Annotated in this window: 16 protein-coding genes and 1 tRNA gene; 6 read left to right on the top strand and 11 right to left on the bottom strand. The window is 64.6% G+C overall.

The annotated features are described in order from the left end of the window. Positions 1-14: 14 nt before the first annotated feature. The 10 genes from pglX to QF036_RS05315 form a co-directional block, all read right to left on the bottom strand. Positions 15-3605: a BREX-2 system adenine-specific DNA-methyltransferase PglX gene (gene pglX, locus QF036_RS05360; protein ID WP_307099889.1), complete on the bottom strand. Its 3591-nt coding sequence runs from the start codon at positions 3603-3605 to the stop codon at positions 15-17. After that, positions 3602-7771, bottom strand: coding sequence for a BREX system serine/threonine kinase PglW (pglW, locus tag QF036_RS05355; protein WP_307099888.1), 4170 nt, complete (start codon positions 7769-7771; stop codon positions 3602-3604). Before pglW ends, pglX begins: the two co-directional genes overlap by 4 nt. 333 nt (positions 7772-8104) lie before the next feature. Next, complete coding sequence (locus tag QF036_RS05350; protein WP_307099885.1) at positions 8105-9877, bottom strand: GTPase; 1773 nt, start codon at positions 9875-9877, stop codon at positions 8105-8107. Beyond that, positions 9874-10818 (bottom strand): hypothetical protein, encoded by a 945-nt coding sequence (locus tag QF036_RS05345; protein ID WP_307099883.1) that lies wholly within the window; start codon positions 10816-10818, stop codon positions 9874-9876. Before QF036_RS05345 ends, QF036_RS05350 begins: the two co-directional genes overlap by 4 nt. Beyond that, entirely contained in the window at positions 10815-12005 is a 1191-nt protein-coding gene (locus QF036_RS05340; protein ID WP_307099882.1) for a GTPase, read from the bottom strand. Before QF036_RS05340 ends, QF036_RS05345 begins: the two co-directional genes overlap by 4 nt. Positions 12006-12971: 966 nt before the next feature. Then, positions 12972-13406: an SHOCT domain-containing protein gene (locus QF036_RS05335; RefSeq protein ID WP_307099880.1), complete on the bottom strand. Its 435-nt coding sequence runs from the start codon at positions 13404-13406 to the stop codon at positions 12972-12974. Between the two features lie 274 nt (positions 13407-13680). Continuing rightward, positions 13681-14748 (bottom strand): tyrosine-type recombinase/integrase, encoded by a 1068-nt coding sequence (locus QF036_RS05330; protein WP_307099878.1) that lies wholly within the window; start codon positions 14746-14748, stop codon positions 13681-13683. A gap of 173 nt (positions 14749-14921) precedes the next feature. Beyond that, a complete protein-coding gene (locus tag QF036_RS05325; RefSeq protein ID WP_307099877.1) occupies positions 14922-15149 on the bottom strand; it encodes a helix-turn-helix domain-containing protein in 228 nt (75 codons plus the stop codon). Positions 15150-15284: 135 nt separating this feature from the next. Continuing rightward, a tRNA-Thr gene (locus tag QF036_RS05320) sits at positions 15285-15361 on the bottom strand. 142 nt (positions 15362-15503) lie between these two features. Beyond that, a complete protein-coding gene (locus QF036_RS05315; protein ID WP_307099875.1) occupies positions 15504-16394 on the bottom strand; it encodes a DsbA family protein in 891 nt (296 codons plus the stop codon). Between the two features lie 269 nt (positions 16395-16663). Between QF036_RS05315 and otsA the strand changes: the two genes are divergently transcribed. From otsA to QF036_RS05295, 4 genes are all read left to right on the top strand, one after another. Beyond that, positions 16664-18076, top strand: a complete 1413-nt coding sequence (gene otsA / locus QF036_RS05310) for an alpha,alpha-trehalose-phosphate synthase (UDP-forming) (RefSeq protein WP_307105781.1) — start codon at positions 16664-16666, stop codon at positions 18074-18076. Then, positions 18066-18893: a trehalose-phosphatase gene (gene otsB, locus QF036_RS05305; RefSeq protein WP_307099873.1), complete on the top strand. Its 828-nt coding sequence runs from the start codon at positions 18066-18068 to the stop codon at positions 18891-18893. Before otsA ends, otsB begins: the two co-directional genes overlap by 11 nt. A 240-nt stretch (positions 18894-19133) precedes the next feature. Next, entirely contained in the window at positions 19134-20216 is a 1083-nt protein-coding gene (locus tag QF036_RS05300; RefSeq protein WP_307099870.1) for an ABC transporter ATP-binding protein, read from the top strand. Positions 20217-20330: 114 nt separating this feature from the next. Further along, the gene (locus QF036_RS05295) at positions 20331-21749 is read left to right on the top strand and encodes a DUF4032 domain-containing protein (RefSeq protein WP_003798280.1); all 1419 of its coding nucleotides are present in this window, start codon (positions 20331-20333) and stop codon (positions 21747-21749) included. Between the two features lie 39 nt (positions 21750-21788). Here the strand turns inward: QF036_RS05295 and QF036_RS05290 are convergent, their stop codons facing one another. Then, positions 21789-23159: an FAD-binding oxidoreductase gene (locus QF036_RS05290; protein ID WP_307099868.1), complete on the bottom strand. Its 1371-nt coding sequence runs from the start codon at positions 23157-23159 to the stop codon at positions 21789-21791. Positions 23160-23382: 223 nt separating this feature from the next. Between QF036_RS05290 and QF036_RS05285 the strand changes: the two genes are divergently transcribed. Together QF036_RS05285 and QF036_RS05280 are read left to right on the top strand one after the other, a co-directional pair. Next, the gene (locus QF036_RS05285) at positions 23383-25134 is read left to right on the top strand and encodes a glycoside hydrolase family 13 protein (RefSeq protein ID WP_307099867.1); all 1752 of its coding nucleotides are present in this window, start codon (positions 23383-23385) and stop codon (positions 25132-25134) included. 3 nt (positions 25135-25137) lie between these two features. Continuing rightward, positions 25138-26151 (top strand): LacI family DNA-binding transcriptional regulator, encoded by a 1014-nt coding sequence (locus tag QF036_RS05280; RefSeq protein ID WP_307099864.1) that lies wholly within the window; start codon positions 25138-25140, stop codon positions 26149-26151.

Genomic DNA, 26151 nt, shown 5'->3' with positions numbered 1-26151 from the left:
GAATCCAAGGTCGATCAAGCGCTGCGACGTCGCCGCGCCGCCGCCGGCGGACGCCAAGCGTTCACATCGTCGCGGGTCATTTCCAACTGTGCTAGGAGCTGGTCGATCTGGCTGGTGACCGCTTGCGCCGCACTGGACCCGAACTCCGGTTCGAGCTCGGTGTGCCACTGGTGCAGCCACGGCTCCAGTTCGACAAGCCCGGCAACCATGGGTACCAGGGCTTCGTTAGGCGCACCGAGGGCCTGCTGGTTCATGATCTCGCGGACCAGCGCGACCGCCTGGTCACGGTGGCTCCAGCCGGCCCAGCCGAGCACGAGGCTGTTGTCTCCCTCGCGACCGACGCCCGGATACAGTACGAACCGTTCCTTGGGTACGTCGAGCTTGCCCCGGGCCTTCCAGTACTCAACTTTCTGGAAGTCCGGCGTCGAGTACTTCGGCGGAACCGGGATTGTGACCTTCTCCCCCGAGTCCTCGCGCCGCTGCAGGTCCCAGATAGCCTGCCACTCGCTAAACTTTTCCAGTCCCGAGGGCTTGTACCGGTACGCAGCGACATAGGGAACAGCTTCCATCGGCGCAAGTGAACCGATGACCGCCGCGAGATCAGGCTCGGCACTGCCGGTCAGAGCTCGTGCGAGTTCGAGCAGGACGTCATCGTTTCGCGATAAATCCGCCAGCTGAGCCACCGAACGAGTGCTCGGACCCTGGTAGTCGCGCCAAAGTTCTACCCGCTCGAGGCATTCGAGAATAGAAGCTTCCAGCGCATCCTGGAGCCGTTTGTCCCATGGAACAGTCGCCCACCGACGCTTGTACTCCGGGCGCTCGAGCAGGCGTATGCTCCGATCTACCTCGATCAGCTCAAGACGCTTCTCCACGACGTCCCGATATTCCTCCGACCATACGGTCGGCAGCGTGGTCAGCGCCACGGAACTATGCCGAGAGAACCAGGAGCTCAGTTCTGTGCCGTCCTCCACACGGCGAGCAAGCGCAATTTCGAAGGACCGCTGCCCCGGAACGATCTGATCCGTGGCCGATCCGCTATACGTCATTTCCTCTTCGGCGAGGCCGTAAAGCCTGTATGTCTCCCAGTCAAGCTCTTCCTGTTCGAACACAATGCGACGGTGCAGTTCGGCCCATTCTCGTCGAGCCGCCGCGATGCGTTCTCCCAGATCAAGTCCTCCACTGTCGGCCAACCAGGCAGAAATGACAGCCCGAGGCGAAACGGCACCGAGCAGCTGAGCTAGCTGGTCCAGGAGCTTTCCCCGGTCTCCCGGCAGTTTCGACGGAAGCGGAAACTCTTGAAGCTTGGTTCCTGTGAACTCGAAGCGATCACTCCAGCCCTCGGCGCTGACGCGTGCACCGTCATCGCCGACTGGGTCACCGCCCTTCGGATAGCTGACCTGTTTGAGCCAAAAACACGCCACCGAGCTATTTAGCACGGCGAGCAGCTCGAGGTGCTGTTCCTCGGTTGCGTCGTCCGGCAAATTGATCACTGGCGCGGACTGCTTGAAGACCTTCCCGCCACGGTCGAGCACGAAGTGGTTGTGGGTCGCCACAAACGCGAATACCAGCTTTCGAGGAGCCACGTTTCTAGCCGGGAACTGAATCGCGTACTCGAACCATCGAAGACCGCGTTGGCTCGGCGTCTTATCGAAATACTTTCGGTTGGAGAGCACGGCCCTCCCTCGCCAGAGAAATCTGGCCAACTCCACTGATGGCTCCAGCTCAACACCGTCGAGTGCCGTCGGCACGAGACTAACAAGCGACTCCGACGCGCACCAGTCGCGTATTTCATCGCCCAGGACGAATGGCGGTGCACCTTCGTTGCGGAGTCGGGCCGCAATACGAGACGGCGCAGTCAGAAATTCGTCGTCACCAGTAATGGCAGAGAACCCGACTGACTCTACATACGCGTGGAGCTTCCCCTCCGCCGCACCCTCGATCATTGCCATCGTCGCCCCCGCGCCACCGCCGCTAAGCGACCAAGGGAATGTCGACAGGGTCTCGCGGGCGAGGTCGACGATGCTTACGTAGGTGCCGTCGAAGCCCGGGCTGTCAATGTTCGCGTTTATCTCGGTCCAGACCAGCCCCTTCGACGGGTCCTCGGGCTGTCCCGGCTCACCACGAACCCCGAGGACTGCCCGAACATCGCCTGCGACAGGCCGGCGTCGTCGTCCGATTAGGATGACGGTTGGCGTCCCGTGGCCTGGGATGTAGGCGCCTGAAGTGTCTATGACGTGGGTCAGGTCGACAGGATTGTCGATGTGATAGCCAGCGAAGAGGTCCTCTATGACTTTCTTGCCGAACTCACGTTTCATGAACGAGTTGGACGTGATCTGCCCAACGTGGCCGGAACCCTGCCCTGCTCCACCCTTGATCGCGAGACGGAAGAATAGTTCCATGAATGGCACCGACAGCGCATACTTGCCTGCCGCCGTTTTGTAGGCCTCTCGGTAGATTTGGTTGAGGACTTTGTCCTTGACGGTGATGTAGGGCGGGTTGCCTACGACCACGTGGTACCGCCCGGGCTTGAGGATGTCGATGTATTCAGCGAGGTCCTCGGTGGCATAGGTATAAGTGTCGTCGCCAAAGAGAGGTTTGGTGACGCCTTGCTGACCGAGAAGCGAGTCTCCAATAGCCAAATGGAATCCCCACTCCTCTACGCCGACCAAAGACTTCTCGCCTGCGGCCAGGATTCCCGCGACGGTTAGGCGGAATCGGGAGATCGCGACGGCGAACGGGTTGAGGTCGACGCCGTGGATGGAGTCCATCGCCTTGCGCACACGCTGCTTGGGGTCCATGCCGGGAGCGTCGGTGGCCCACTGCTGGTTGAGGCGTTCGAACGCTCCGAGCAGGAAGTGACCGGATCCGCAGGCGGGGTCGATCAGCTTGAGCCCGCCGACGCCGAACTCGGCGATCGCGGGGGTAAGGGTGCGATCAAGGATAAATTCTTCGACGAACACCGGCGTCTGCAGCAGCGCGTAAGTCTTCTTTGCGTGCTCGGACAGGTCCTGGTAGAGGTCGCCGAGGAAACGGGTGTCCAGGCCGGGGTCGGTGAAGTCGTGCACCAGCGCGCCGTCGTCGTAAGTGCGGCGCCAGAAGTCGACGAGGCCTTTTGCAGCCTCGGCGCTGATCTCTGCGGTCCAGACCGGGTTGTGCCGGGGGTCGACAAGAGATGCTCCGGCGGGTTGGGCTGCCAGCACGCGGAAGGACTGCTGGAGCCAGTCGCGGTCGTGGTGGCTGGTATTGACGCGGAAGTAGGCGGTCTGGTTCTCGCGTGCGCGGAGGATACGGTCGCCGGGCCCGGCGATCCAGCCGACCTGGACGGGCATTCCGTCGAGCGTGGCGCCGACGAGCAGGTCGTTGTCCTCACAGAAGCGGACGAACGTCGTAGCGACGATCCATTCGACGGCCGCCTGATCGACTTCGTTGTCGCGCCACACACTCCAAGGGAGCCCCGTGCGCTCGCGGCGCAATGCTTCGGCGTGCTCCCCCTGGAGGGCGGCGCCCCAAGTGGTGGTTGGGTCGTCGGCGCGCTCCTTCAGGTCGGCCTGCAACGTCCGCAGCTGTACCTTGAGGGCGGCAAGGAGGGCAGAAGAGTCGATCATGCATGGTCTCCAAGATTAGTGCGCTGAAGTTCGTTGGTGTAGTTAGTGAGCTGGGCCACATCGCGCGGAAGATCTATCCAGCCGCTCGGGCCCAGCGGTACCGACCGGCCTTCCAAAAGCGGGGCGCGGGCGTCGCCGGCCTTGGCGACCAGCAGCCAGCGGGCGGCAGGCCGCCGCGTGCCGGTATCCAGCATGGTGGCAAGCAGCGAGGTCATGCCGTAGCGCACCAGCGGCCCGGCGTTGGTCAGCAGAAGCGGCCGATGCGAGCTGAGTCGTTCTGCCCACACCGGTTCGACCGACCTTTGGACGACACCCTCGAGCGCCTTCCACTGCTTGCTGTCATGGCCCAGGGCGTCATAGCCGAGCAGACCGCTCCAGATACCGCCGGCCTTCTCGATCTGCTCCTTGGTAGCGCTGATGACGAGCTCGGCGACGTCGAGCACATCGATGTCGAACTTTGAGGCCAAGGCCCTCCCGGCAACGACGTACCGCTTGGGCGCGACGGTGAGAGTGAGCGCCGAATGCCTGTATATCGACTCAGTGAGCTTTCGCGCGACCTCGGCGGCAGGTGTGGGCGCGAACTGAGTCGTCGAGACCGTGCCCGTGGTGGACAGCGCGGTGCTCTTGGGCTCATAAAGCCCGTTCCGGTTCACCAGCTCGGGGAACAGCTCGCGCATGAGAGTGTTAAGCCGGTCGGAGCTCGGCAGCGGCTCGGTCAGGCGCGGGAACCGCGAACTGAGCGTGCGCCGCACCGCCATCTGGCTGATAGAGCGTCCGGGCTTGCCACGCATCGCGTGCTCCAGGGCCTCCTTGATGGGCATTGCCCGCGGGTACAGCTCCTGGAACCCCGACACTGCCGCCGTCTGACTCGCAGCCGCGGCCAATCGCAGGAGGCGCACGTCGGTCACCTGCCACTGGCCAGCACCGTCGAGGTCGTCGACGACACCGCGGAGCGCGGTTGTCGCCGTACTAGCGGCGACGATGCCCCCGGCAACCAGGTCATCGGCCTTGCTGCCGAGCTCGCCGGCCAGATCGGAGAGCAGGTCTGCAGACGGGGCGACTCCGCCGTCCTCCGGGGTCACGGCGTGTTCGCTAAGTGCCAGAAGGCCGACCTTGGCGCCGGCACGGCGGCGCAGCACGAAGACGGGATGGGTGCCGCGCGCGTCGAGCTCGACGATCGCCCGCACAAGTGCAGTGCCGTAGGTCGAACGTTCGGCGCCGTCGAGCGTGGATCCGCGCAGGGTTAGGAGTGCGGCGACCGCCTCGGGCACGGTCATGACGCGCCCGGCGTTTGCGACAATGTTGGTCAGCTCGCTGCATGCAGCGAGGAACCGCTTGTCCTTCGACCACTCGCCGACTGCGTCGTCGAGCATGCGCGTGACGCGGTCGCGCGTGGTCTGAAAGCTGGCCGCGACCTCGGCCGCCGTGGGCCATTGGGCGTCGTCGCCGAGGCCGAGGAGGCCGTGCGCGAGCGGCCTATCCGCTGCGGGCAGCATCTCGAGCAGGTTGTCGACTACGCGGTCGACACCGAGCGCAACCTCGACGCCCGGAGAGGGCTCGGCGGGGCTCAGTGCGGTGCGCCATTGCGCGATTCGTGCCTGAATCTCCTTGCGGTAGGTCTCCCCCAGACCCCGAATGCCGTTGATCTTGACCGGGTGCACGCCGAGCACGTCGCCCACCGTCACGACGCCATCGAGGCGACGCAGGGCGGACAGTGCGTGCGCTGATAGACCGGACTGTTCCAGCGGTGTCTCGAGCGTGACCTTGGAAGCGAGCTCGTCATCCTTCTGCCGGGCGTCGACGTCCAAGGCGAGACTTGCGAAGACATCACTCCAAGCGTGCAGGAGGTCCTCGACGTTGCCGAACCGCTCCTTGACGTCCGGCGACAGTGCCTTACGGAAAAGCTCGGCGAGAGGGGCGCCCACGGCCGGGTCGAACGACGTCGGCTCGACCACCGGCCGGTCGGCCGTGCCGGCCGGTGCACTCGCGCCGTTGGGCCACCAGGGCAACACGCCGGTCGCCATCTCAAACAGCGTCACGGAGACTGCCCACAGCTCGGCAGCCCGGTCGTAACGAGTGCGCCGACCATTGCCCAGATACGGGTCAAGGTAGCCGGGCGTGCCGGAGGAAACGTTGTCCAGCGGCTCGCGGGCCAACGAGAAGTCGAACAGGGTCAGGTGGGGCTTGCGGTAGCCAGGGTCAGGTGCGATGCCCAGGTTCGCGGGCTTGATGTCCCGGTGGAAGAGGCCCTTGACGTCGACCAGGTAGGCCATGGCCTCCAGAAGGTCGGTGCCCCAGCGCTGCAGCTGCTCCAAAGTCGATTGGCCTTCCTTGACCAGACGCGTGGCGAGGGTCTCCTTGCCGGCGTCGGACATAAGCAGGACGTTGCGGCCACCCAGCTCGAGCCTCTCGACAAGCCGGACGACGCGCGGGTGCTCGAGCCCGCCGAGCACCTCCCCCTCGACGTCGAGCCTGCGGCTGGCCGCGTCGTCGCGTGCAACCTTGAGGATGAGCTCCTTGTCGTCGTTTGCGGCGTCGTCCAGCACCGCGAGGGCAACGCCCGACGAGCCCTCGCCGCGGCGACCGACCACGAGGAATCGTTCGCCAATCATGTCCCCAGTCTGGGCGTCGCGCGGATCCTCGATCTCCGGCGGCGGGACGTCGTCGTCAGGTCGGCGCACCTCGTCCCAGGCGATGCGGACCAGTTCCAGCGCGTCCGCCACAGAAGCGGGGCGCGCGGCCTCGTCTACGGAGGTCAAATCGGCCACAATCTCGGCGAGCGTGTCGGGCAGGGCTGCGGTGACCGCCCGTGGATCGAACCGCCCGGCCTGCTGCTGGAGCTCTTGGACCTCGACAATTGTCGTCCCCGGTGCCTTGCCTGTCAGGATCAGGAACGCCAATGCTCCGAATCCGAAGACGTCCAAGGGAGCACCGGGCACGTCGGTAAGCGACTGGCGTGCCTCGGGCGCGAGCCACACGAGGTCTACGGCGCCGGCGACGCCGAGCAAGTCCGTCACGCCGCGGCTGATGACGGTCCAGCTTGTCGAAGTGGCCGTTTCGCGGTCCTTCTGCGCCGAGTACCAATCACGCACTTCGAGGCGGGGACCGGCCGGCGAGGGCCGCACCCACACCCGCTGAGGTGACAGAGCACGGTGGAACAGATGGCGGTTGTGCGCGAACCGGAGTATGTCCCCGAGCTGCTCGACCATGGCGACTCGGTCGTCAAGCGTGAGCGCGGCGCCTTTGTCGGCGAGGAAGGCGTCGAGCGGACGTTCAGCATCCTGGTACTCGAAGACGAGAGCGGGACCGTCGTCGGTCACTAGGAACTGCTGGGGAACCGCGATCCCCTCGTGGCGGATGCCGAAGGTCAGCTGGTATTCGCGCTGGGCAAGTTGCTCTATACGCCTGCGCTCCGACGCGGACGCTTTGGGCGGTACGTCATACAAGCGAAGCCGTTGCCTGAACTTGGGCAGGTTCGGGTGCGTGACAATCACGTCCTGCCAGTCGACGCCCTCGGCCACCGGGTCGGAGTCAGCGACCGCGTAGTCGCCGACCATCCGCGTCTTTGGAGTCGGACGGAAGTCCGCCTTGTCACAGAGGTGCCGCACGAGCTGGGCACGCTGCGGGTCGATGAGATCCTTCGGGTTCGCCGGCGGCGTCGCCAGGAACTCGCTTAGCCGCTGCAGGGGAGGCTTGGAGGTGACGTTGTACGTATCAAGCTTGACGACGCCAGCGCGGCCCGAGGCATCGACCGCAAATGTGGATCCCTGGCCGTGCAGCACGACAAGAGGGCTGACCCACGGGACAGCGCGCTCCATATGCGCGTTCGAAGCATACGACTTGAGCAGCGACGCGAGGCGCTTGCCCTTGCGGTCGGTGACTAGGAAAGGGTTCGGGTGCGTCTTGCCCGGCTGGTACCAGCGCTGCGAGTCGCCGGTGATGGTCCCGTGCCAGCCCTTGAGCTCCACGCAGAAGAAACCGACCGGAGTCAACAGCAGGACATCGACCTCGGCAGTTCGGTTGTTCAGGTCGATAAAGGTCAGGTTGACCCACGCAGTCGTGCGCCCGTCGTCGGGCAGGACCTCGCGGAAGGCCTCGAGCGCGGCCGCCTCTTCGGGCGTCGCAGGCGGGCCCATCACCTTCCAGTGGGGCGAATCAGCCTTCATCGATTTATCGGTGCTCCAAATTTGCGGTGCCGGGTGTTGCTGCAGGCTAGTGCGCTGCACCAACAGCTTAGTTCGGGATGTCGGGCGCGCGATTCACGGCGCGCGATGGTGCGCAATGGTGTCGCCTTTGCCTCGGCGGGCGCGAACGTGCGCGTGGGCTGCTTCTGCCTCTCCGACTTCGACGTGCTGCTCAAGGCCCCTGGCAGTCGTTGGTCGACTCGGAGTAGGGCCGCTAGCTGACCTGAACTGCGAAAACGCACTCTCGGAACTGTTGGACAACGCACTCTCGGAACTGTTGGACGCAGTTGGCCGTTGGTGGTCTCGGCTGAGTATCTAGCGGACTATTTGCGGGCTTAGACCTGCTGCCGATCCAGCGGCCAGGGGGCCGTTCGAGATGGACAGCGCGGCTACCGCGGTCTCTGCCCGCTGCCGGATGGAGATAAGCCGATCTAGCAGACCGGATCGCGTTGCGCGTGCCCCATCGATCTCGTCAGCCATCGCGTCGATGCGTCGGAACTCCGGCCCGAAAGTGTCCTTTAAGTTGGAACTGACTGCGTGGAGCGCATCAGCCACAATCCCGTCTGCTTGGGCCAATACCTCATGGGTAATGCTGCGGCGACGCTCTGCCCGTGCCTGCTCTTCTTTGACGGCCGACCGCTCCTCGGCAACTACTCCGTACGCTTCCAGTCCGATAGAGATTGCGACCCCGCCGACCTTCGCAACTCTTCCGATCTTGTTAGCGGTCCGCACTGCTTCCCAGGGCTTGAACTTCTTACCGAATGCCTTACCGACTGTCAGCACAATCTTGTGTCCAGTGCTGCCTGCAGCTGCCTTCGTACCGCTACCCGCACCCCAGAACTCGTGGAACTGCTTGAGGTACTTCGACAGGTCGCCTGCCCAGCTTGGCGGAGGGGGAAGCGGAGAACCCCCTGGCCGAACCTCCACGTGCCGCGCGTCGAAGCCGCTGGCTTCCTGGTCACCGAGTCGGACCGAGATGCGGCCGTAGGGAGAGGCTTCGATCTCCAGGACTTCCGAGGCGAGGTCGTCAAACTGGACTTCGAGCACTTGACGTACTTCATCCTCAAACCGATCCAAGGCAGCGCGGAGGTTGTCGTTGAGTGCTGTCATGTGCTCGTCCGAGGCTTCCTCCAGGGTGCCCTCGGCCCGGCTCTGTTCGTCGCGTTCGATGCTGTCGGCGAACTGCGTGGCGGCGCGCACCGCATGCGCTCGGAACTGCGCTGCGCGCGCTTCGAGCAGATTGTCGAGATGGATCCGCTTCTTGGAAAGCGCAGAACGTTGTCTGGCAAGAACGGTGAGTGCGGCCTGTTCATTGGGGTCATCTGTGAGGTCGGCAGATGCTTCGAAGGCAAGCGCGCCGATGAGCTGCAGCGGCTGACTCAGCTTGCCCAGCTCTCCCTGTTGGCTAGCGAAGCGGTTGATGAGAGTTGCGACGCTACCCAAACCCGACGCCTCAATGAAGGCGTTCGAGGCGGTGGGATCAGATGCCGCAAGGTCAAGTCCGTCGAGGTAATACTGGCCGTCACACTCAACCCATGGAATCTGTTCGAACGAGCCGAGGGCTTCCTTGATTGCTCTATCTCGCACACCTTCGTCGGCCTCCATCGTTCCTGCCTTGGTGACGACGATGAGTGTCTGTTGGGACTTGCCGAGTCGGCCGAGAACGTCTCGGAGATGCTCGGTGAGCACATCGTCGAAGAGCTCGACCGTTACTGCAAATAGCACGAGATCGGCCTTTTGGAGTGCCTTTTCGGCTAGGTCGTCGTGGTGCGGGCGGCCTGCATGCACGCCTGGGGTGTCTACAAGGCGGACGTCGCCCTCCCAGTCGAACTCTTCCACGGCGTCGGTGGTCACACCCGATCCGATAACGACGCTGGCGGCGCCGTCGGTGAGCGCCTTGATGAGAGTCGACTTGCCGCTGCTGTACTGCCCGGTGAACACCAGCAGTGGAGTTGAGTGGGATTCGACCGACAGACGGTCGAGCAGGGGTTGCGCGACCGCAGGATCGAGTTCGCCGAGAATGCCGCGAAGCTCCTTGCCCAGCTCCCTGGTAGCGGCGGACGATTCTTTGAAAAGGTTCACGCTCATAACCCCGATGTCCTTCTGGTGCTCTCTATGCGGATGTTTCTGCCGATGTGGGACGTCAACGCGTAAGACCATGTCTCCGTGATGGCTGCGGGGAGAGCATCGTCCACGCAGATGGTCGCGGAGGCTGCGTCTGCCCTCGATAGGCGCGCTGGCGCGTCGACAAGGCCGAGTGTGTAGGAGAGCGCACCTGCCGCCTCGCCGCCAGCGTCGGGGGCCCTTCCGCCGGCCAATCTCTCCCCGATGTCTGGCGGGTACAGCCATGCCTCCGAGAACGCAGCGTCCTTGAACTCGGCGAGGATGCAGACCCCAGGCACCCGTGTCGCCCGCTTCAGGGATCGTGCCAGCCGTTCCCGGCCCGAGATTCGAAGCAAGGCTGACGTCGTTTCCTTGTCCAACTCTCGAATCAGCGCATGCAAGCCCTTGCTGTGCTGAGTCGACCGGTCCGCCAACCACTCTAGTCTTGCCGAGCGGTCGTCGCTCTGAGCGCGCGCACTGGCAAGGCGGCCACGGAGCACGTCGAGTCGCTCGTCGACGGTCCGTTCGTAATTGCCTTTGAGCTCGTCGAGAAGTGGCCCGATCTGCCCAGCCACCTGGTCACGTCGTTTCCGCAACACACCGTCTTGGCCCAAGATCCAGCTGTCAACGAGTCCCTTGAGGGGATTCACTGCCGCGCCGACGCCTGCTCCAACAATGCCGCCGACGATGGTCGTGACGATTGCTCCGGGGCCGGACGCCAGCCCGAGATTCAACCCGATCACAGCGCCCAATTTGGCACCGGCTAAGGCGGCACCAACACCCACTGCCGCGATTCCCGCGCGCGCCAAACGGTTCCCGAGTACTGAGTCGAATCCGGTGAGATCCCGCAAGGCGAACTGGTCCGGCGAGACACGGGCCCACTCGGTGTCTGCCTCGTTGATCGTCGATTCCACTTCAGCCCTCAACTGCGAGAACCTGGCGTCCAGGGCTCGTTCAGCTCCGCCTGCAACGCATCGATTTCCTTCTCCCAAGCCTGCTGGAGCGACTTTCCAAAGTCTGTCAACGAGAGGTGCAAGTCACGGCGTCGTCCGACAGCGATTGCGATGTCGGAGACCATGCCTTCGCGTGCTAAGCGAACAACGCGGGCTAGCCGCGCCTGAATGTCCTCGTTCAGTTTCCTATTGTGGTCTGCCTGCGCGCGGCGGGTGGTCGATCCCTGCGCCAACGAAAGCATGAGGCTGTCGACCTTTCGGCGCTGTCCGTCGACCACCCTCAGCGCTCGACGGCTTTCGCAGTGACTGGAGTACTCGCGGTTCAGGGCATCGGTGAGGTCATCGATGCGGCTCGCCTCGTGGAGCTCAACGTCGATCTCACCACCGTGTGCCAACGATTCGGTCGCAGCGAGCGCGTGCATGTAGACCACGTCGAGAGGCTCGACGGCGACTGCTGCCATGTGACGCCTAAGATCATCGACCAGTCCCTCGCGGTGTCCGAAGACGCGCTCAGGGAACTTCAGCAGGTTCAGCCGGCCGACACCTTTGAGGGACTGGCGACAGTTGAGAACGACGATGATCGGTTTCCCGATGACACCGAGGAGGCGAAGCGCACGCGCTGTCTCTTCCTGGATTGAGTCGCTACTCGCGACCCACAAGATGAGATCCGCGTCATACGCAGCGCTGAACGCCAAATCGTAGTCTTCGGCTCCATCGCGTGCGCCGACGCCAGGCGTGTCGACGACCTCGATGCGGTCGGACGCCCGCGGGGTCGCAACGAAGACATCGCGTGAAAATCGTTGACTACCGTCTCCGATCCTGTCGAAATGTGAGCCAGACAGCGCCGACAGGAGCGATGACTTGCCGGCCATCGTCCGCCCCATCAGGACAACGCGCATCGGCGCGTTGAAATCTTCGGTTGCTTCTTGCCAGGCTGCCCATGACCCGCTGTCGGCACTGGTTAGGGCGGAGTCGATACCATCGAGCTCGGCCTCGTCGAGCAGTGCCTGATCGCGGATGACTCCAGCTTGAGCGGCGAAGGCTGCCACGGCTTCCCGGATCGACGGCCACGGGTCTGACACCACCGGCTCTACACCGAAGAGCACAGGGAGTGCCAACGGGAGCCACTTGTGGCGGGAAGGCACGTCGCTCTCAATCACGCCCCGATCCTCTCATAGGGGTCCGACAACGAATGAACGACGCTCGCCGGACCCTTCGCCGCCATCACTGAAGCGAAACGAGTCGGGGAAGCAGAACGGGACCCTTGGTCAAGCTCAACGACCGCGAGCCTGGATGCCGCTTGTTCCCGTCACTTACTTTGGGTGGGGCCAAGGAGTCCGAACTCCTGACCTCTTCGATGCAATGAGCCGCCAACCCTGTTGGCGGAAGGTGCTCCGGGCCTCGCGGAAGTCCTCGTCGTCGAAGTAGCCGGTCAGGTTCTAGCCGAGGCCATACTTCTGGATGTCGTGGATTTCGCAGGCGCTGATGCCGGGCAAGACGTTGGTATTGGCCTCGCTGTCGCCGAGGATTCGGCCCGGCCCTTCGCGGCTAGGGGTGTCTCAAGCGCATCCCGCGGAGCTCCGGATCGCGATTACTTGCACCTCGGGAATGACTGGCGCTCGGCCCCCAGGAATTTTTGCCGGCTCCACTTTGGAACGCCAAAACGGCCTACCGTGGTCGATTTTCCAGAGATCGTTTGGACGATTCACAGGATTCCCTCATACGGACAACAGACACCCGGCCGGGACCCTTTATGCCTCCATCCTCCAATTGAGGGGTCAAACCCAACCAGAAGCGCCGCGACCGGGACGAAGCGAATCGCTCCGCCCCGAGCGAAACCTTTCGCGCAGCTAGTCCCAGACTCCGTCGAGTTTGCCTCAAAGGCGCCACGAAGGCGGTAGAGCAAATGTGAAATCAATTCGAAGAGGGAACAATAGCGCAAACTGCTCAATCGCACCTCGAGCGAGGCGGCGGCCGGTCACCTCGCAGGGGGCCTGGTGCTCTCCGGCGCGGACGGCCTGTGGGGCTGCGCGAGAATCCTGACGCTGTGGTCATCGAGCCACCTGAGCCCTCAACAACGAAGGACCCCGGCAAGTCCGCCGGGGTCCTTCAATCTGTGTCTGGGATCAGAGCCGGCTGAGCAGCTCTGTCCGTTTCGCCTCGAACTCCTCATCGCTGACGAGGCCCTGCCCTTTGAGTCGGGACAGGTCCTCGATCTGGGACGCGACGGACGGCGCTGCAGCCGAGGTGACGACAGTGGGACGGTTGTTGCCGATGGACCGGATGATGATTCCGGCCAGGACCAGAATGACGCCCAGGACGATCAGGATCCATGTCGGGACGGCGGCCGCCGCAATGCTCTCCTTGCAGTCGGCTGCTGCGCCGCCAAAAGAACCCTGCAGGGTGTCGTACAGTTCGGCGACGTTACTCTTCGGGCTGAAAACGCTGCCGCACATGCCTCCGGTTTTCATGGAACCGACGATGATGCCGATAATCGACGTGACCAGGCCGATGACGACGAGCCAGATCCAGCCACGGCGCTTCGGAACAGTTTCAGACATAGTTTCCCCCATGGTTCGTGCAAATGATGTCGATGGAATCATATCCACTGGTTGACTGCCTCGGCCGCACACAGGCTGGCAAGACACAAACACACCAGCCCGAAGGCATCCCCACCTGAGGTCAGCGCGCAGACCTGCACCTCATAACCCCTACAATCTGTGGGGCTAAGGAGAATCGAACTCCTGACCTCTTCGATGCAATGAGCATGGCTTGGGTCCGGCCTATCCACGCGAGTGCGGATTCAAATGGCATGGACGCAGAACATCGATCGGCCTAGGACAGGGGCTTCGGCCCAAGACCGTCCAGGACCGCTGTGTAGTCATCAACCTCTTTGAGCCGTTCAATGTACGCGGCATGCGTCATCGTCAAGTCGGCGTGACCCAGCATGGAGGCCGCGGCTTTGTCCTCCACTTGCCTGGCGAGGAGGGTCGCCACTGTACGCCTGAATGCGTGCGGTGTAATCAGCTGTGCATTGTCAATGCCAGCAGCGTCCAAAGCGGCGCGCAGTTGCCTCCTCACACTGGAGGCCTGCATGTAAGTTCCGCGCCGGGACCAGAACAGCGCGCCAGCTGCATTGTTTGCCGGAGATTCCGAGATTCTGCGCACGAGCACGTCCACGACGAACTCAGGCACCGGGATGATCCGTTCGCTGCCGGGGTTCTTCAGGAGGTCCTGCCGGTACTTGGGGCCGTGCCGCGGTTCCACCAAAGTGCCAGTGATGGCGATCTTTCCTACGCCGCCTGACAGGTCGATGTCTTCAAGTCGGATCGCAAGTACTTCACCGATGCGGGCACCCGTGCCGAGCAGCACATCCACAATGTCTGCCAGAACGCTGCTCGGCCGCGGACCGGAGCGCCGGGGTTCCTGCCCCCAATTCCGCACTGCCTCACGGACTTCCACCAGCGTCGTCTCACTGAGCCCCAAGGGCTTCTTGCGGGGCTTCCTGAGGCGATCTACTTCAACGACCGGATTACCCCAAATGTAAAGGTCGTGCCGGACAGCGTAGGACATGATTTGCTTGAGCACCGTTTTCGCCAGTCGAGCATTCGTGTGCCCTTTTCCATCCACGACCAGAGACCGCAGGAAGCGATCACACGTCGACGTCGTGATTTCCTTGATTTTCAGCCCGCCGACGCTCGGTTCGATGAGGCGGCGGATGATGCTCTCGTACTGGTCCCACGTCTGCCGCCGGATTTCCTCCTTACAGTCGACCGAATTCATGTTCCCGTTTTCGTCGACGACCACGTGAGGAACTTCGATGCTGGACAGCCACTTCTCCGCCACGTCCTTCATGGAAGGATTTTCGACCAAGCGCCCGTTCTCCTGCTGGCGCTCCATCATGGAGACCAGCAGGGCGTTTTTTGCCTTGTCCTTAGTGGACCCGAATTTGCTGTACGGCCTGGTCACACCGTCATATCCTCGGAACCTGCAGCTTGCCCGCCAATTCCCCGACGCTGTGTCTTTCTTCGCGCTGACTGTTCCCCACGCTCCCAGTGGGAGGCTCGACCGCCCCATCAGGCCGCAGCCTTCGAAGTCTTGCCGATCCAAGCCTCGACAGCGGCCCGGTCATAGCGAACGACACTATGGAGTTTCAGGGCCGCCGGACCGATGCCGGCGGAGCGCCAGTTCCGGAGGGTCTTGGGAGCCACCCGCAGCCAGAGGGCCACTTCCTCGGTGGTCAAGAGCTGCACTGCGTTGCCTTGGTCCGTTGCCGGTGCCAAGGTCTTTCTGCTTGTCTGCATGGTTTCCCTATGCAGCCCGAAAGCCGACGGGCGTATCCCGTCTCCTTGAAAGCGTGTCGTAAGCGTGTCGTGCCCTATTTTCCGGCATGAAAAACCCCTCCGTTCGGGGCAAAATTGCCGGAACAGAGGGGTAAATGGAGCCCCCTGTCGGATTCGAACCGACGACCCCCGCTTTACAAGAGCGGTGCTCTGGCCAACTGAGCTAAGGAGGCGTGCCCGTCAGGGCAGGCGCGCTATGGCGCTAGATAAGGTTAGCCCAAGGACAGCCCGCCCGTAAAAACGGACATGCGATTAAACGGAAGGCGGCCCGTGCCCGGAAATCCGGACGCCGGGCCACCGCCCAAAAATGACCGCTTAGGCCTTGGCCTTGATGGCCGCCTCGACGAAGGCCGGGAATTCGGTCTGGGCACTGTCGCCCTTACCCCACTGCTTGCCGTCCACGAGGACCGTCGGCGTACCGCTCACGCCAATGGCTGCGGCCTCCTGGGTGGTGTACTTGACCCACGGACGGTAGGTCTTGTTCTCGACGCAGGAGTCGATGCTCTTGGCGCCGACGTCCGTGGCCAGCTTCTTCAGCTCGTCGTCGGAGAGCCCGGCGCTGCCCTCGGCCGGCTGGTTGGCGAACAGGGTATCCACAAACGCCGAGTACTTCTCCGGGGATTCGTTCACGACGCATGCGGCTGCGTTGGCCGCACGCGAGGAGTAGTTGGTGGTGGAGCGGCTGTCCAGGAAGCCCAGCGCCCGGTACTCCACGGTGATCTTGCCTTCGTCACGGAGCTTCGTCAGCGTCTCGTTGTACGTCGCCTCGAAGTTCTTGCAGACGGGGCAGATGAAGTCGATGTAGAGGACGACCTTAACAGGCTTGCCCTTTTCGGCTTCCGCGCCCGGCGCCGTGACCGTCGCAGGCGCCGAGGCTGCCGGCGACGGAATGTCTGCGACGTTTACGGTGGCGGCGGCGGACTTTGCCACTTCCGTGCCCTTGAGCAGGGTGATGCCGCCGTGGACGTTGCCGTTGGCCGGGGTGGGACCCTGGTCCGCCACCGGGGCGTTGTTCTTAAGACTGCTGGTGACCACCAGTGCGACGACGGCAAGGATGGCCACGACGGCAACCACGATGCCCCAGCCAATGAGCAGTTTGTTCCGCTTGTCCTTCTTGAGCTGCGCCTCCCGGATCTCGCGGGCTTTCTCGCGGGCCTCGGCCGTGCGTTCTGCTTTGGACTTGCGGGGTTCGTTTGCGGGGCTCATTAGTTCCTCGTGTCGTACGGACAGATGCGGGCCACCAGGGGCAACTCCCCCAGTTTAGGGGAGAACCCTGGAGCTTGCGCTTTCAAGTATTCGTTCAGCCTGCCCAACGGACGAATGGCCCGTAAGATTCCGGCCCGATAGGGTTGATGGGAGTCACAAGCAACCTTAGGGAGCCCCCCATGCACGGAGCCGTAAGCGACAAATCCGACACAAAAACGGAAAGCTCGGCCGTGCCCGGCGACAGCTCGGACGCCGCCAAGTACGACTTCATGGTGGTCTCGAACCGCCTGCCGGTGGACCGCTGCGCCCCCGGCGAGCCCGGCGATGACGGCTCCGGCTGGCGGCGCTCCCCGGGCGGCCTGGTAACCGCCCTCGCTCCCATGATGACCCGGACGGACGGCGCCTGGGTGGGTTGGCACGGTGCCGCGGATGAGACGGTGGAGCCGTTCAGCCACGGCGGCATGGATCTTGTGCCGGTCCAGCTCAGCAGCGATGACGTAGAGCTGTATTACGAAGGTTTCTCCAATGCGACGCTGTGGCCCCTGTACCACGATGTCATCGCGCCGCCGGAGTTCCACCGAACCTGGTGGGACGCCTACCGCACAGTGAACAGAAGGTTCGCCGACGCCGTCGTCCGTACTGCCGACGAAGGCGCAACTGTCTGGGTGCAGGACTACCAGCTCCAGCTGGTGCCGCGGATGCTGCGCCAGGCGCGGCCGGACCTGAAGATCGGGTTCTTCAACCACATCCCGTTCCCGCCGCCGGAGATCTTCGCCCAGCTCCCCTGGCGCCAGGCCATCATCGACGGGCTGCTGGGGGCCGACCTCGTGGGCTTCCAGCGCAGCAGCGACGCCGGCAACTTCATGCGTTCGGCCCGGCGCTTCCTCGGCGCCAGCGTCAAGCAGCAGCAGGTCCACGTCAAGGACACCGAGGGCGACCTCACGCACATCGCCCGCGCCCAGGCCTTCCCCATTTCCATCGATGTCCAGCACATTACTGAACTGGCCCGGAAGCCCGAGATCATCGAACGCGCCCGCCAGATCCGGCAGGACCTCGGCAACCCCAAGACCATCCTGCTGGGCGTGGACCGGCTGGATTACACGAAGGGCATCGGCCACCGGCTCAAGGCGTATGAGGAGCTCCTGAATGAGGGCCAGCTCAAGGTGGGCGACGCAACGCTGATCCAGGTTGCCAGCCCCAGCCGCGAGCGCGTGGAGCAGTACCGGCTCCTGCGTGAAGAGGTCGAGGGCACGGTGGGCCACATCAACGGCACCTACGACACCATCGAAAACACGGCGGTCCGCTACCTGCACCACAGCTACCCGGTAGAGGAGATGGTGGCGCTCTACCTGGCGGCGGACGTCATGCTGGTCACCGCACTGCGCGACGGCATGAACCTCGTCGCGAAGGAGTACGTCACGGCCCGGACCAACAACGACGGCGCCCTGGTGCTCAGCGAGTTCGCCGGCGCCGCCGACCAGCTCAAGCAGGCCCTGCTGATGAACCCGCACGACATCGACGGCCTGAAGGACGCCGTCATGCGGGCGGTGAAGATGTCCCCTAAGGAATCCGCCCGCCGCATGCGCGCCATGCGCAAGCAGATCCTGGACCACGACGTCGACCACTGGTCGGCCGACTTCCTGAACGCCCTCAACGAGAAGGTAATCCGCGATGACTCCTGAGGCAGAGCACACCGGCGGCGCCGGCACCCGGCTGACGCTGTCCCCCGAACTGCTGGAGGCAGTGCGCCGCATCGCCGGCACGGAGCACCTGCTGGTGGCCATGGACTTCGACGGCACCATCTCCCCCATCGTGGACCACGCCGGGGACGCGCGCCCGCTCCCGCGCTCGGCTGCCGCCTTCGCCGAACTGAGTTCCCTTCCGCGTACGACGACGGCGCTCATCTCCGGGAGGGCACTGGACAGTCTCCGGGCGGTCGCCTCCCCGCCGGAGGAGACCCTGCTGATCGGCAGCCACGGCGCCGAGGCGTGGCTGGGTCCGGGGTCGGCACCGCTGACCCTCGACCCCGAGCAGCTGTCACTTCTCGATGAGGTCCGGGCCATCCTGGCGGAGATCGCGGACCTCGCCCCCGGCACCGTTCTGGAGGAAAAGCCCGCCGGCGTAGTGCTGCATACACGACTGGCGGCGGACGACGTTGCAGAGGACTCCGTCGCGGCCGCCCGCGCCGCACTCCAGGACCGCCCGGGCGTCTACCTCAAGAATGGCAAGCGCGTCCTTGAAACGTCCGTGGTGCACGCATCCAAGGGTGAGGGCGTGGACTTCCTCCGCCAGGCCACTGGAGCCACCGGTGTGCTGTTCGCCGGCGACGACACCACCGATGAGGACGCCCTGGCCCGCCTGGGGCAGCACGACGTTGGCGTGAAGGTGGGCCTCGACTTCACCCAGGCACAGTTCCGGGTTGAAGCCCCGGTCCATGTCGCCGAACTCCTCGAGGCCCTGCTGCGGGAACGCCGGAAGGCCGTTGCTCCCGCATCCTGACGAGGCCGCGGCGTAAACGCCGTTGTGCGGCATCTCATATGTGAGGTCCGTAACATTTTGTCCGATCTGCGATAAATCTGACATACTCTTCTTTGTGATGTGGCGCACAGGAACCGTGCGGCGTCACTGGATGCTCCTCGGCCTCGGCCGGGGAGTCATCATGTAGGGCACAACTGAATTACATGAACCATTCACTACGGATCGTCCGGCACGTACCTGCCGGTGAAGGGATTGATAACTGTGGCAACAGTTACTTTTGACAACGCTACGCGTCTGTACCCGGGCACTGAAAAGCCCGCTGTTGACAAGCTCAACATCGAAATCGCCGACGGCGAATTCCTGGTCCTCGTTGGACCCTCCGGTTGCGGTAAGTCCACCTCCCTGCGCATGCTCGCAGGCCTCGAGGACGTCAACGCCGGCCGGATCCTCATTGGCGACCGCGATGTCACCGACGTTCCGCCGAAGGACCGCGACATCGCGATGGTTTTCCAGAACTACGCCCTGTACCCGCACATGACCGTGGCGGACAACATGGGCTTCGCCCTCAAGATCGCCGGTGTGAGCAAGGAAGAGCGCGCCGAGCGGGTCCGCGAAGCCGCAAAGCTCCTGGACCTTGAGCAGTACCTCGACCGCAAGCCGAAGGCACTCTCCGGTGGTCAGCGCCAGCGTGTTGCCATGGGCCGCGCCATCGTGCGTAACCCGCAGGTCTTCCTCATGGACGAGCCGCTCTCCAACCTGGACGCCAAGCTCCGTGTCCAGACCCGCACCCAGATCGCTTCCCTCACCCGCCGCCTGGGCGTCACCACCGTTTACGTGACCCACGACCAGGTCGAGGCCATGACCATGGGCGACCGCGTTGCGGTGCTCAAGGACGGCCTGCTGATGCAGGTGGACACCCCGCGCAACCTGTACGACCGCCCCAAGAACGTCTTCGTGGCAGGCTTCATCGGCTCCCCCGCAATGAACCTGCTGGAACTTCCCGTGGTCGACGGCGGCGTCCAGTTCGGCGGCACCGTTTACCCCGTACCGCGCAACATCCTTGAAGAGGCGCACGGCCAGACCGTCACGCTGGGCAGCCGCCCCGAAGACCTCGAGACCGCAGCCCAGGGCGAAGGCATCCAGGTTGAGGTCGACGTCGTCGAAGAGCTCGGCGCCGACGCCTACGTTTACGGCCACACCACGCTGGATGGCAAGAGCCACGACATCGTGGCCCGCGTTGACGGCCGCCGCCCCCCGATGAAGGGCGAGTCCATCTGGGTCCGTCCGCAGTCTGGCCACGTGCACCTGTTCGACACCAAGACCGGCGAGCGCCTGGGCGACTAGTCTCTCTCCCAACCAAAACCTTGGCGGCGGTCCTCCCCAACCGGAGGGCCGCCGTCGGGCGTTAACCGCTGCCCCCTTTTAGGCACCCCCCGCAAAATACGGAAGAATTGACCCATGACCGAGGAACACAACGCGCAGTGGCACGATGAACCCACCGACTACGGGCAGATCGGCAAGCTGCCGCGGTTCGAAGCAGCCAGTGCCAATGACGACAAGGCAGCCTCGGTCGCAAGCAACCTCAACATCACGGCCGCTGCCGCCGACCCCGAACTCCTCGATCTGCCCTGGCATATAGCGCTCGAAGACTGGCCGGCGGAAAACCTGGCAGCACTTCCCCGCGGTATCTCCCGGCACATCGTACGGTTCGCCCACCTCGGCGGCTCCGTCATCGCCATCAAGGAAACGTCCGAGCACGTGGCCCGCCACGAGTACCACATGCTCCGCAAGCTCGCGCGCCTGGACGTGCCCTGCGTGGAGCCCGTGGCCGTCATCACCGGGCGCACCACCCCCGACGGGCGCCCCCTGAACCCGGTTCTCGTGACCCGCCACCTGAAGTTCTCCATGCCGTACCGCGCGCTGTTCTCCCAGATGCTGCGCAAGGACACGCTCACCCGGCTCATCGACGCCCAGGCGCTGCTGATGGTCCGGCTACACCTCATCGGCTTCTACTGGGGCGACGTCTCGCTCTCCAACACCTTGTTCCGCCGGGACGCAGGCGCCTTCGCCGCCTACCTGGTGGACGCCGAAACCGGTGAACTGTACCCGGACCTGTCCACCGGCCAGCGCGAGTACGACCTGGAGATCGCCCGCGTCAACATCGCCGGCGAACTCATGGACCTTCTCGACGGCGGGCTGATCGAGGAGAAGGTGGACCCCGTGGCCACCAGCGAACTCATCATGGAAAGCTACCGACGCCTGTGGACGGAGCTGACCGCCAAGGAATCCTTCGAACTGGGCGAGCGCTGGCGCGTCGGCGCCCGCATCCGCCGGCTCAACGAGCTCGGCTTCGACGTCGAAGAGTACGCGATCAAGACCACCCAGAACGGCTCCACGATCCAGTTGCAGCCGAAGGTCGTCGACGCCGGCCACCACATGCGCCGCCTGCTGCGCCTGACCGGCCTCGACGCCCAGGAGAACCAGGCCCGCCGCCTGCTCAACGACATGGACTCCTTCCGGGCCGACAACAACCCGGAGATGGACGAGGAATACAGCGCGCACCTGTGGGTCAGCCAGATCTTCGAGCCGATCGTCCGTTCCATCCCCCGCGACCTCTCCGGAAAGCTCGAACCGGCCGAAGCCGTACACGAGGTGCTGGAGCACCGCTGGTACATGTCCGAAAAGCAGGAACGGCACATCCCTCTGGCTGAAGCCGTCCAGTCCTACATCGACTCGATCCTGCGCCACCGCCGCGACGAGGCCGCCATCATGCTGAACCCGGACACGGAGATGCTGAAGATCCTCGCCGTGGAGACCGAGGAGTCGCGGTACGGGGCCGATGAAACCGAGGACGAGTATCCTGACGCCGACGACTGAGTCCTTCGGGCGGGCTTTAGCCCTGTCTTAGATCGTCTCTTAGATTGCCTTGCCCGGATTCAGGATTCCGGCGGGATCGAAGAGGTCCTTGACCCGGCGCTGCAGTTGCCGCAGCGGCTCGGGCTGTTCCAGGCCGAGCCAGCGCAGCTTGTACTGCCCCACGCCGTGCTCGCCCGTGATGGTCCCGCCCATTTCCAGTGCCGCGACGATGGACGCGTCGAGCGCCGTGTTCAGGCGGCGCACGGCGCCGGCGTCCACCTCGTCGTTCACACGGTCAATCCAGAACGTCGGGTGCAGGTTGCCGTCGCCGGCATGGGCCACAACCTTCAGGCTGACGTCGTGGGCCTCGGCCAAGGCTTCGAGTGCCGCCACGTAGTCCACCAGCCTGGAGCGCGGCACGGCAACGTCCTCGCCTACGCGATACTCGTCATCCATCTCCACGCCCCGGCTGTTGCGCCGCAGTTCCACAAGCTGTTCCGCTTCTGCACTGGCCTCAGTGGTGACCACGGCACCACCGGCCGCCAGGACCTCCCGCACCACGTCGGCCTCCGCCGCCGCCCCGAAGCCGTCGGTCTGGACCAGGAGCAGCGCGGCCCCCCGCGACGCGAGATCCGAGCCGTGCAGCTCATCCAGCTGAGCCAGCGACCCGCCGTCGAGCAGTTCCATGATGGCTGGCTGCACGCGCGCCTTGCCGACGGCGAGCACACCGGCGGCGGCCTGCCGGAAGTCAGGGTAGAACGCCGCGATCGTGTGCACCTCGCGGGGCAGGTACTTCAGCCGGACCGTCGCACCGACCACGATGCCCAGCGTGCCCTCCGAACCCACGAACAGCCCGGTCAGGTCGTAGCCGGCCACGCCCTTGAACGTCTGGTGGCCGGTGTGCAGGAGCGACCCGTCCGCGAGGACCACGTCCAGTGCCAGCACAGAGTCCCGGGTCACGCCGTACTTCGCGCACCGCAGCCCGCCGGCGTTGGTGGCCACGTTCCCGCCGATGGTGGACATCCTGAAGCTGGCCGGGTCGGGAGCGAACATGAGTCCGTGCGCGGCAGCAGCGTCGTTCAGGTCGGCGTTGATAACGCCGGGTTCGACGACGGCGGTCTCGTCATCCGCGTTGAGATCCAGGATGCGGTTCATCCGTTCCAGGCCAAGTACAACGCAGCCTTCGGTGGCATGGGCACCTCCCGATACCCCGGTCCCGGCACCGCGGGGCACCAGCGGTACATTCCGGGCCGCGCAGGCTTTGACGGTGGCCTGGACGTCATCGACGGTCTCCGCCAGGACCACCGCGGTGGGCAGCCGGTAGTCCACCACGGGCGCCTGGTCCACCGCATACACGGCGAGTGCGGCCTCGTCCCGGAGGACTTTCCCCGGCCCCAGGATGGATGTCAGTTCGTCGGCGATGCTGCCCATGGGTCTCCCGTTCGATCAGTTTGCTTTCAGTTTAGGTCTCATGTGGTGACCACCTTTCCGTGCCGGCCCCGTCGTCGGCGGGCAGACGGCATTTCCTGACTGGAAGCGTTTCCAACTTTGTGATGCCGGTGACCTCGCAGGCCGTCGAGTTGACCCGAACTGTCAACCAATTTAGGGGTGTAAACGCTTTCATTCCTGCGTATCCCACCTTTAGGATGGCCCAATGTCTGTTGACTCGTTTCTGCACTCGGCGTCGCCGCTGGCTGGCGCCCTGACGCCCATCCACGCCCCCGACAAAGCGCACGGCTGGTGGCGAGCAGCCGTCATTTACCAGGTGTACCCCCGATCCTTCCGGGACATGAACGGCGACGGAATCGGTGATTTCGCGGGGATCACCGCCGAGATGCCGCAGCTTGCCGAGCTCGACGTGGACGCCGTCTGGCTCTCGCCCTTCTTCCGCTCCCCACAGCGCGACGCCGGATACGATGTCAGCGACTACTGCGACGTCGACCCGATCTTCGGCACGCTCGGGGACTTCGACGGCATGGTGGCTGAAGCGAACCGGCTGGGCCTGCGCGTCATCGTGGACCTGGTCCCGAATCACTGCTCCGACCAGCACCGGGATTTCCAGGCGGCGCTGGCTGCCGGCCCTGGCAGCCCCGAACGGGACATGTTCATCTTCCGCGACGGCCAGGGCGCCGAGGGTAACGAACCACCCAACAACTGGGAGTCGCACTTCGGCGGCTCCGCCTGGACCCGCATTACCGAACCTGGCGGTGCTCCGGGCCAGTGGTACCTGCACCTCTTCGATTCATCGCAGCCGGACTTCAACTGGGACAACCAGGCCGTGCATGCCGAGTTTGAGCGCATCCTGCGCTTCTGGCTGGACCGCGGCGTGTCCGGGTTCCGCGTGGACGTGGCCCATGCCCTGGTCAAGGCCCCGGGCCTCCCTGCCTGGGGCGGGCGCGCGGACGGCAGCAGCTCCGACGGTTTCCCCGGCCACGAGGCACCGATGTTCGGCCAGCCGGCCCTGCACGATATCTACCGTGCGTGGCGCCGGATTCTTGAGGAGTACGGTCCCGACCGCATTCTCTGCGCCGAGGCCAACGTGGACCCCCTGCCGCGGCTTGCCCACTGGGTCAGGCCCGACGAAATGCACCAGGCCTTCAACTTCCCCTACCTCCATGCGGGGCTGGACCTCCCCCGCCTGCGGCACATCGTCACCGAGTCCCTGACGTCCTTGGATGCCGTGGGTGCGCCCAGCACCTGGGTGCTTTCCAATCACGACGTCGTCCGGCACGCCACGCGTTTCGGGTACGCCTGGTCCGGGCCGCGGGACGGGGACGGCATCGGCCCCCAGGACCCCCAGCCGGATGAGGAGCTGGGCAGGGCCCGGGCCGCGGCAGCGTCCCTGTTCATGCTCGGGCTCCCCGGCGGCGCCTACCTCTACCAGGGTGAAGAACTTGGGCTCCCTGACGGCATCGATATCCCGGACCACCAGCGGCAGGACCCGACGTTCGCGCGGACCGGCGGCGCCCGGCTGGGACGTGACGGTTGCCGGGTCCCGCTGCCGTGGAAGGCGTCCGAGCTCCACAGCGGCTTCGGCGACGGCGACGCGCCCTGGCTGCCGCAGCCCGAGAGCTTCGCGAAACTGGCCCGTGACGCCCAGGCCGGGGACCCGTCGTCGCACCTGAACCTTTACCGCCGCATGCTCAACGTCCGCCGCGAACTGGACCTGGGACGCGGCTCCCTCGCGTGGGCGGAGGAATGGTGCACCGCTTCGTCCCTGGCCTTCCTCAACGGGGACATCCTGGTTGTCATGAACGCCGGCTCCGATCCGCTGGAACTTCCCGCCGGTGAGGTCGCGCTCCGCAGTTCGTCGCCCTCGGGCTACGGAGAGGATGGCCGGCGGTTTGCCTTGGGCTCCGGCGAAACCGTCTGGCTGCGGATCCCTGTCGAGGGCACAGAGGGCTAAGACATGGCCGGCATCAAGGACGTTGCGGAACGGGCCGGGCTTTCCATAGCCACCGTTTCGCGCGCCTTGAGCGGCAAGGGCCCTGTGTCCCCCGCGAGCCGCGAGCGTGCCCGGGCAGCCGCGGCCGAGCTTGGCTTTGTGCCCTCCTACCAGGCATCCAGCCTCGCCTCCGGCCGGACCCGCAACATCGGCCTCGTGGTCCCCACCGTCCGGCGCTGGTACTTCTCGTCCGTAATGGAGGGCATTTCGGCTGCTCTCCTCGACGCCGGCTACGACCTGACGCTCTACAACATCACGGAGGGGCCGGTGCGGCGGCGGAGCATCCTCCAGGACTTCCTGCTGCGGAAACGCGTGGATGCGGTCATCGCCGTGGCGCTGGCGCTGACGGAGGGGGAGATCGGCCAGATGCTTGCCATCAACCGTCCGCTCGTGGGCATCGGCGGACCACTGCCCGGAGCTTCCACCATCCGAATAGACGACCACGGCCTGGCAGAGTCGGCGGTCAACCACCTCATCCGGCTCGGCCACAGGCGGATCGCGCACCTCACGGGCGACTCGGTGTACGAGCAGGACTTCAAGATCCCGCGCACCCGCCTCGACGGTTACGAAAAAGCGATGACGGCGGCAGGACTCCCCCTGCCTTCCTCGTGGGTGGTCAGGGCGGATTTCACCGTCGAGGGCGCCTACGCCGTCGCACGGGACCTTCTCGGCGGAACTGTGGAACGGCCAACGGCAGTCTTTGCAGCCTCGGACGAGATGGCGATAGGAATCATCCTGGCCGCCCGGGACTTCGGGCTCCGGGTGCCCGAAGACCTGTCAGTAATCGGCTTCGACGGACACGAACTGGGCGAACTGTTCGGCCTGACCACGATCGATCAGGATCCGGGGGGCCAGGGAGCATTGGCGGTGCGCCTGCTGCTGGAGGAGTTCGACGCCGGAGCGGAGAGCGCCGTCTTGACCACCGAATACCCTACGCGGTTTGTCGTTCGGCGGAGCACCGCGGTACCCCCGTCCTAG

This window comes from Arthrobacter globiformis (genome assembly GCF_030817195.1).
Lineage (GTDB): Bacteria > Actinomycetota > Actinomycetes > Actinomycetales > Micrococcaceae > Arthrobacter > Arthrobacter globiformis_D.
Note: the sequence above shows the minus strand (reverse complement) of the source record. Positions and strands in the feature narration are given on the sequence as shown.